This is a genomic window from Streptomyces sp. NH27 (assembly GCF_056859195.1).
The window spans coordinates 1-8,128 of the sequence record NZ_JACEGK010000364.1 but is presented as its reverse complement, the minus strand read 5'-3'; the positions used below and the strand labels follow the sequence as shown (position 1 = coordinate 8,128).

The window sequence follows — 8,128 nt, the reverse complement described above, 5'->3', positions numbered from 1 at the left end:
CGAGGGGCCGTACACATCCTTCCGCGCCACGGAAGCGGCCTGGCGATGTTCGATGTTTGGCGTCGTGGAGACCGCATTTCTCTATCGTTGTAAAGACCGCCGCCGGGCGCCGCACACCGGCCGCGACCTGCGATCGGCCTTCGGGAAAGCCATGACGCACCCCTTGACCCGCGGCAGTGCGGCGATGCGAGAATCCGTGGGTTCCTGGTCGTTCCTGTTCAATGCTGGTCAGTTCTGACGCCTCTTCAGGGCGCCATCGGTGCACGCGTCTTCGGTGCACGCTTCGACGAGAGAGGTCCCGCCATGCCGGTCGACCGCAGGTCGTTCCTGATCGCCGGAGCCGCCGGAGCCGCGGCCCCCGCCCTGCCCGGGCTCACCGGGACCGCGAGCGCCCACACGGACCCGGCGCACCCGGACCCCTCGGCGCCCGGCCTGCCCCGGACCGTCGACCTCGCGGACGGCTGGCGCTTCGCCCTCGTGAACCCGGCCGGCATCACCGACCCCACCGGCAGCTACGCGGACGCCGCCGCCCCCGGCTTCGACGACTCCCGCTGGCGGACCGTCCGCGTCCCGCACGACTGGAGTATCGAGCAGACCCCCACCACCGCCGACGGCACCTCCGGCGGCACCGGCTTCCTGCCCGGCGGACTCGGCTGGTACCGCAGGTCGTTCACCCTGCCGGCCGCCGTCGAGGGCCGCCGCGTCTCGGTCGAGTTCGACGGCGTCTACATGGACAGCTACGTCTACTGCAACGGAACCCTGGTCGGGAACCACCCCTACGGCTACACCGGGTTCGCCTTCGACCTCACCGACCTGCTGCACACCGACGGCCGTACCCCCAACGTGATCGCCGTACAGGTCCGTAACCAACTGCCCAGCAGCCGCTGGTACTCGGGCAGCGGCATCTACCGCAACGCCCGGCTGGTCGTCACCGACCCGGTGCACGTGGCCCGGCACGGCACCTACGTCACCACGCCCGACCTCGCCGACACGGTGAACCCGCGGCACGGCAACGGCTACGCCACCGTCCGCGCCCAGGTCGGCGTCGTCAACGAGACCACCGGCACCGTCGCCGCCACCGTGGTCAACACCGTCCGGGACCACAAGGGCCACCAGGTCGCGCAGGCGAGTTCACCGCTGGCACTGGCGGCGGCGACCGGCGCGCAGCACATCACGACCGAACTGCGGCTGGATCGGCCGGAGTTGTGGTCGTACGCCACTCCGGAGCACCGGTACACCCTGGAGACCGAAGTCCGGGTCCACGGCCAGGCGGTGGACACGGTCACCACCACCTTCGGCCTGCGCCACCTCACCCTCGACCCGGACCACGGCCTGTCCGTCAACGGCGAGCCCACCAAGATCAAGGGTGTCGACCTCCACCACGACCAGGGCGCGCTCGGTGCCGCGATCCACTACGACGCGGTGCTGCGCCAGATGACCATCATGAAGTCCATGGGCGTCAACGCCTTCCGGACCTCCCACAACCCGCCCTCGCCGGAGATGATCCGGGTCTGCGAGGAACTCGGCATCGTGATGATGGTCGAGGCGTTCGACTGCTGGCGGACCGGCAAGAACACCTACGACTACGGCCGGTTCTTCGACGCCGACAGCGCCGCCGACATCGCGGAGATGGTGGCCGCGGCCCGCAACTCGCCCGCGGTGATGATGTGGTCGATCGGCAACGAGATCCCCGACTCCACCTCCACCGCGGGGCTGGCCATGGCCGACGGGCTGATCACCGCGATCCGCGCGCTCGACACCACCCGCCCGATCGTCATCGGCTCCGACAAGTACCGCGGGATGCCGGCGGCCGGCTCCGCCGCCGACCTGATGCTCGCCAAACTCGACGGCCTCGGCCTCAACTACAACACCGCGGCCTCCGTGGACGCGCTGCACGCCCGCTACCCGCACCTGTTCCTCTTCGAGTCCGAGTCGTCGTCGGAGACCTCGACCCGAGGCACGTACCAGGATCCGCAGCACCTCAACACCGGCGAGAACTACACACCGGGCCGGCGGGCCACCTCGTCCTTCGACAACAACCTCGCGTCGTGGACCATGAGCGGCGAGTACGGCCTGAAGAAGGACCGCGACCGGGCCTTCTTCGCCGGCGAGTTCCTCTGGTCCGGCACCGACTACATCGGCGAGCCGACGCCCTACAACGTCTTCCCGGTGAAGGCGTCGTTCTTCGGCGCGGTCGACACGGCCGGCTTCCCGAAGGACATGTACCACCTCTTCCGCAGCCAGTGGACCTCCGAGCCGATGGTGCATCTGCTGCCGATGGACTGGACGGACCACAAGCCGGGCGAGACCGTCGAGGTGTGGGCGTACTCCACCGTGGACACCGTCGAGCTCTACCTCAACGGCCGTTCGCTGGGCGTGCGCCGCTTCGACACCAAGAAGACCACGGACGGGCGCGGCTACCTGGAGACCACGGAGCCGACCGGTGACGACAAGACGGTCACCACCGGTGCCTACCCGGGCAGTTACACCAGCCCGAACGGCAGCGCGGGCAAGCTCCACCTGACCTGGCAGGTGCCCTTCGCCGCCGGCGAGCTCAAGGCGGTCGCCCGCAGGAACGGCAAGACGGTGGCCACCGACGTGCTGCGCACCGCCGGCCGGCCGCACGCCGTCCGGCTCACCCCGGACCGCGCCACCGCGGTGGCCGACGGCGACTCGCTGGTCTACGTCACCGCCGAGGTGATCGACTCCCACGGCGTGGTGGTGCCCGGCGCCGACCACCTGCTCACCTTCGCGGTGTCCGGCGGTTCCCTGGCCGGCCTCGACAACGGGCAGCAGGAGAGCGCCGAGCGGTACCAGGCCACCACCCGGACCGCCTTCCACGGCAAGGCGCTCGCCATCCTGCGCTCGGGCACCGGCGCCGGGCACCTCGACGTGACCGCGAGCGCCCCCGGCCTGCACAGCGGCACCGCCTCGATCCGCACCACGCGCGCGCCCGGCACGGTGGCCGGCACTCCCCCGGTCCGCTTCGTCCCCGACCCCGGCCCCGGCGCGCCGGCCTACCCGCTGGCCGACGCGAGCTACTCCGGCTCGCCCACCTCGCTGCCCGCCGCGATGCTCGACGGCAACCCGGCCACCGGCTGGTCCAACGCCTTCGCCAAGAGCGCCACCGCGCTGCTGCCGGCCTACGACGGCGCCCGCCTTGAGGACTGGGTCTCGGTGACCTGGGCCACGGCCGGCCCGATCGACACCGTCTCCGTCGCCTTCACCGTCGACGCGACGCACTCGCTGCCGGCCACGGTCGTGGTGTCCTACTGGGACGGCGACCGCTGGACCCCGGTGCAGCACCCGGCCGTCGCCTGGGCGAGCGCGAGCGACAGCCCCACGGTCATCACCTTCTCCGCCGTCCATACCGCGCGGCTGCGGCTGGACCTGACCAGCGCGGCCCCCGGCGCACACTCCGGCGCGCAGCGCATCAGCGCGCTGACCGCCACGACGGCGGCCGGATGAGCGCCGGCCCCCGGAGTACCCCACGTCATAGTGGAGACCGCGCCGCTCAACGTACGATCACGCAATGGCTGACATGACCGACACCACGCCCGGCTGGCTGGCTCCCGAGGAACTGGAGCTTGCCCGCGCTCGTATGCCGATCCTCTACGTCGACGCCGTGCCGGTGCGGGTCGACGACAACGGAGAGGTCACCCACATCGGTCTGCTGCTGCGTATCGGACCGGACGGGACGGTCAGCCGCAGCCTCGTCTCCGGCCGCGTGCTGCACCACGAGCGGGTACGGGACGCGCTCCTGCGCCACCTGGAGAAGGACCTCGGGCCGGTCGCGCTGCCGCGGGTCCCCGCGTCGCTCCAGCCCTTCACCGTCGCGGAGTTCTTCCCGACCGAGGGCGTCACCTCCTACCACGACCCGCGGCAGCACGCGGTCTCGCTCGCGTACGTGGTGCCGGTGGCGGGTGACTGCCGCCCGCGGCAGGACGCGCTGGACCTGGTCTGGTTCACCCCCGAGGAGGCGTCCTCTTCGCAGCTCCAGGAGGAGATGCCAGGCGGCCGCGGCATCCTGCTCAAGCAGGCACTGGCGCACGTCGGCCGCCTGGGCTGATCGGGCCGGTCGATCGGACCGGTCGATCGGGGGATAGCGGGGGGCCGGGGGGCTCTGGAAGATCACCGCGATCGGAATCCCCTACGACTTCGGCGCGGGTCACCCGCTGCTCGGCCGGCGGATCCCCGGGACACCCGGACGGCCCGCCCATCGACGACGGGCGGGCCGCACCTGCCGGTAAGGGCTCAGCAGGCTGTCCTCGTGGCGGAGAGGTAGATCGACTCCGCGTCGTTGTCGCGGTTGCCCATGCTGCTGGACACGCTCCCGTGGTCCATGCAGAGGTTCCAGCCGCGGCCGCCGGCGTAGTCGTAGAGCCAGCCCACGTGGCTACGGCGGTTGCGCCAGGACGAGGTCTTGTTGACGAAGCCCCAGTTGGAGAGGTTCTGGTGCCTGCCGGTGTCCTTGAACTTCAGCATCTTGCCCGAGAAGCCCTTGTACTGCCACAGGCACGCGTACCCCGAGGGGCAGGAGGATGCCGACGTGGGACCCACGTTGTAGACGGTGTTGCCTCCGTCGTACGAGATCTCCTGGGCGCTGACGCGGACCCCGCCCGGCACGTGCTCGAGCTGCTCAGCGATCTGCTGGTTCTGCCGCGGCGACGCCTGACGGGCGTACGTTGCGGCGCTCTTCGCCGCGGTGTTGCCGACGGCGTCGGCGGGTGCGGTGAAGGCGAAGCCGCTGCCCAGGACCGCGGTCGTGGCCAGAATGACCAGTTGCCTACGAACGTTCATGGCGTGTGTTTCCTCCCTGTGAGGTCGGTCGGCCGACGCTCTGTGGAACCGTCGGCCGAGTGACATATCGAGAGTGCTGAGCAGCGGGCTCCCGACGCCAGGGACCACGGCGCATTGACGACATCCTGGGACGTCTCACGCGCTGACCTGCGGGGATATCACCTCCGGTGGCGCAGTGCTGGGACGCCCAGGGACCGTGCCGGCGCCATGACTTGCTCGCCGACCCCTCCCGCGGGTGACGGCTGTGGAGCGACCGCGGATCGGGAGGGTGTCGCGGGGCGCGCCCGGCCACCATGACAGGACCACCGGCCGCCTCCTCGGACTCGCCGGGCGGGCCGGTGGGACCCGGAGCCGGTACTACGCCGCCGACGATCGCCAGCCGCGACCACCAGGCAGGGCTCCCCGGGGAACCGGGCGGCAGTCGCATACGACAGCCCGCCCCGTATCGGCCCCCGGAAAGCGCTTGGCCGGCAACGGAGTTGGCGCCCGGCCGGTGTTCAGGCGCCGGGTCGCGGGGTACGCAGCGCCGGGGGCGGTCCGGCAGCGGTGTCGCGGTTCGCAACCCACCGCACCAGCCCGGCCGCGTCGATGCCGTACGGCGCCCGGTCCCCGTACGGGGCCAGTCCGCGCGCCGCACGCTCCAGAAGGGCCGCGGCTCCGCGGCTGTTGCCCCGGGCCGCGTGGGTGAGGCCGACCGCCAGTTGGGCCAGGGCCCGCCACAAGGCGCGCTCGTCGGCGGGCGCGGCCTTCCACATGTCCTCCAGCACCTCGTGGGCGTGGAAGGGCATGCCGTCGTCGAGGAGGCGCTGGGCCTCGTCCAGGGTCTGCCGGGCGGTACGGCGGACGCCTTCCGGCTGGCGCTCCACGCCCTGCGCGCCGTAGGGCAGCGGGCGGCCGAGGCCGTCGCGCGGCCGGCTGTTGCGCGCCTTGCCGTCGGCGTCCCGGTCGCGGCCGGAACGCCCTTGCGCCGCCGACGAGTTCGGGACCTGGTCCCGGTTCTCGTGCCGGCCGCTCGGCGTCTTGTCCGCCGGTTCGGGGACCGCGCCGCAACGCTCGCAAGGCGCGGGGGCCGGCAAGGTACGGACGGCTCCGCAGTTGTCGCAGCCGCCGTGCGTGCGGTCGGCCGGGTCTCCGTCCTGCGACGTCTCGTTCATCCGGCAATTGTGCCGCGGGGCGGCGGCCGGGTGGGTCAGCGGCCCGCCATCCGGAAGGACCGGTTCGGCGTGGGCCGCAGAAGGCGAGGAGGCCGCCGACGCATCTGCGGCCGGCGCGGTCTGCCGATGGTCGGTGCTGCGCACCGGCCTCGTCTGTTCAGCGCTTGCACGCGGGCGATGAGCCCGGCGAAGGTGAACGGCCCGCCCAAGTGGCCGTCGACGCCGAGGCCGAGTCCGCCGGCGCGCTCGTCGCACGTGCCCGCCGCGAGATGTCTGTGGTCGTGTCTGTGGTCCTCCACATTTATTACGCGCATGGCCTCACCCTGACATCCGTCAGGTCACGATGGCATAAAGATCTCGGGCGGAGCGGTCGTCGTACCTCGCCGCAAGGCCGTGCCAACGGCTCCGCGGACGCGGATCGTCGCGCCGGTCACATGGAGCTTCGTACGGGTCGTCGCACGCCTCATCGCGCGGGGCTTCGCACAGGGCTTCGCGCGGCTCATCCCCGTACCCGCGCCAGGAGTCGGCCGTTCTCGGGGTAGGGGCGCTCCGCCGGCAGCAGGTGCCGGGCGGCCTCCAACTCCCCTGCCCGCACGTGGGCGTGGACCTCGTGCGCGAGCGCGGTGACGTCGGTGATGGCGACCGTCCACTCGTCCGCGTAGCGGCGCGCGGCGTCGCCCGCGAGGCCGAGTTGCAGCGAACGGTGCGGAAGCGGCCGCAGGTGCAGATCGCGTTCGGGGTCCCACTGGACCCGGGCGGGTGCCTGCTTGAGCTCGCGCCGCCAGGCGTCGTGGTCGGGGTGGAGCGCGGGGTCGTAATGCGCCAGGCAGGCGTGTTCCAGGGCCCATTCGAAGCCGTCGCGGGTGATCTCGACCGCGAGTACGGTCTCCTGGCCCTCCTTCGCGCCCCATCCGCAGCGGTACATCATCCAGAGGAAGGACGGCTTGATCCACGTCATGCGGTCCCGCTTCCAGGCCGCGGGGAAGCGCCCGTTCCGCGCCGCCGGTCCGCCGATCTCCGGCGCGTACGCCTGGTAGACGGTCACCGTCGAGGTCGTATGAAGGGCGCGGATCTGCTGCCTGGGTTCTGCCACGGTGCCCAGCCTCGATCTTCCCGGGCCGCGGGCGCCACCGGTTTACCTGCGAGGCGGTCAGGTCCCGCGGACCCGCAGGCGGCGCAGCATGCGGGGGTTCTCGAAGCCGACCGCGCGGGCGGCGGCGTCGAGAGTGGCGCCGTGGCTGATGAGGTGCTCGGCGCGTTCGAGGCGGAGGGCCTGCTGGTAGCGCAGCGGGGTGAGGCCGCCGGTGGCGCGGGTGAACAGGCGGGTGAGGGTGCGCTCGCTGACGCCCACGGCCCCGGCCAGAGCCGGCAGCGGCAACGACTCGCCGAACTTCGCGTCGAGTACGTCCTGGGCGCGGTGCACGGTGTCGTCGAAGTGGGAGCGGTACCGGAACATCGCACTGGCCTGCGGCTCGTGGCCGTTGCGCCGGGTGTGGACGACCATGTCGCGGGCCACCTGGGCGGCGACGGCGGGGCCGTGCCAGGTCGCAACCAGATGCAGGGCCAGGTCGATGCCGCTGGCGATGCCGGCCGAGGTGACCACCCGGTCGTCGGCGGGGTAGAGGACGTCGCGGACGACCACGGCCTCGGGGTGGCGGCGGGCCAACTCGTCCTGCACGTCGTGGTGGGTGGTGCAGCGGCGCCCGTCGAGCAGGCCGGCCCGGCCGAGCGCCTCCGCGCCGACGCAGACCCCGGCCACCGTCCCGCCCCTGGCGTGGTGGTCCCGCAGCGACCGCAGAGCGGCCGCACCGATGGCAGAGCCGAGGACGGAACTTCGGCCGCTCCCGGTTCTGGTTCCGGTTCTGGTTCCGGCGCCGGAACCGTTACGGGGACCGGTACAGGCACTCGCACTGGCACCGTCCGCCGAAGCGGACGCGCGCCAGCCGGGCACCACGATCAGGTCCCCCGGGCCGAGTTCGGGCCACTCCGTCCTTGCCACCACCGGCAGCCCCTGAGCGGTCGGCACCACCGGCTGCTCGGCGACGTAGCCGAGCGTGCAGGGGTGCCCGAAGTCCGCGGCCGTGGAGAAGACCTGCGCGGGGCCGGCCAGGTCCAGCAGATGGACACCGGGCACCAGGAAGAAGACGATGTGGCTCACGATCAGGCCATCATGC

General features: G+C 72.0%; 7 protein-coding genes. 3 read left to right on the top strand and 4 right to left on the bottom strand.

The features are described from left to right. The 3 genes from AC13HU_RS25840 to AC13HU_RS25830 all read left to right on the top strand — a co-directional run. Positions 1-238: hypothetical protein (locus AC13HU_RS25840; RefSeq protein WP_483044345.1), on the top strand; the 238-nt coding region annotated here is incomplete at its 5' end. 65 nt (positions 239-303) lie between these two features. Beyond that, a complete protein-coding gene (locus AC13HU_RS25835; RefSeq protein WP_483044344.1) occupies positions 304-3,468 on the top strand; it encodes a glycoside hydrolase family 2 TIM barrel-domain containing protein in 3,165 nt (1,054 codons plus the stop codon). 73 nt (positions 3,469-3,541) lie between these two features. Next, entirely contained in the window at positions 3,542-4,069 is a 528-nt protein-coding gene (locus AC13HU_RS25830) for an NUDIX hydrolase family protein (RefSeq protein WP_483044347.1), read from the top strand. A 185-nt stretch (positions 4,070-4,254) separates the two neighbouring features. On the opposite strand, the gene AC13HU_RS25825 is transcribed toward AC13HU_RS25830, so the two are convergent. The 4 genes from AC13HU_RS25825 to AC13HU_RS25810 form a co-directional block, all read right to left on the bottom strand. Then, complete coding sequence (locus AC13HU_RS25825; protein WP_483044343.1) at positions 4,255-4,800, bottom strand: peptidase inhibitor family I36 protein; 546 nt, start codon at positions 4,798-4,800, stop codon at positions 4,255-4,257. Between the two features lie 497 nt (positions 4,801-5,297). After that, complete coding sequence (locus AC13HU_RS25820) at positions 5,298-5,954, bottom strand: DUF309 domain-containing protein (protein WP_483044342.1); 657 nt, start codon at positions 5,952-5,954, stop codon at positions 5,298-5,300. 499 nt (positions 5,955-6,453) lie between these two features. Continuing rightward, the gene (locus tag AC13HU_RS25815) at positions 6,454-7,047 is read right to left on the bottom strand and encodes a DUF4291 domain-containing protein (RefSeq protein ID WP_483044341.1); all 594 of its coding nucleotides are present in this window, start codon (positions 7,045-7,047) and stop codon (positions 6,454-6,456) included. A 57-nt stretch (positions 7,048-7,104) separates the two neighbouring features. Continuing rightward, on the bottom strand, positions 7,105-8,112 hold the full coding sequence (locus AC13HU_RS25810) for a GlxA family transcriptional regulator (protein ID WP_483044346.1): 1,008 nt from the start codon (positions 8,110-8,112) through the stop codon (positions 7,105-7,107). Positions 8,113-8,128 lie beyond the last annotated feature (16 nt).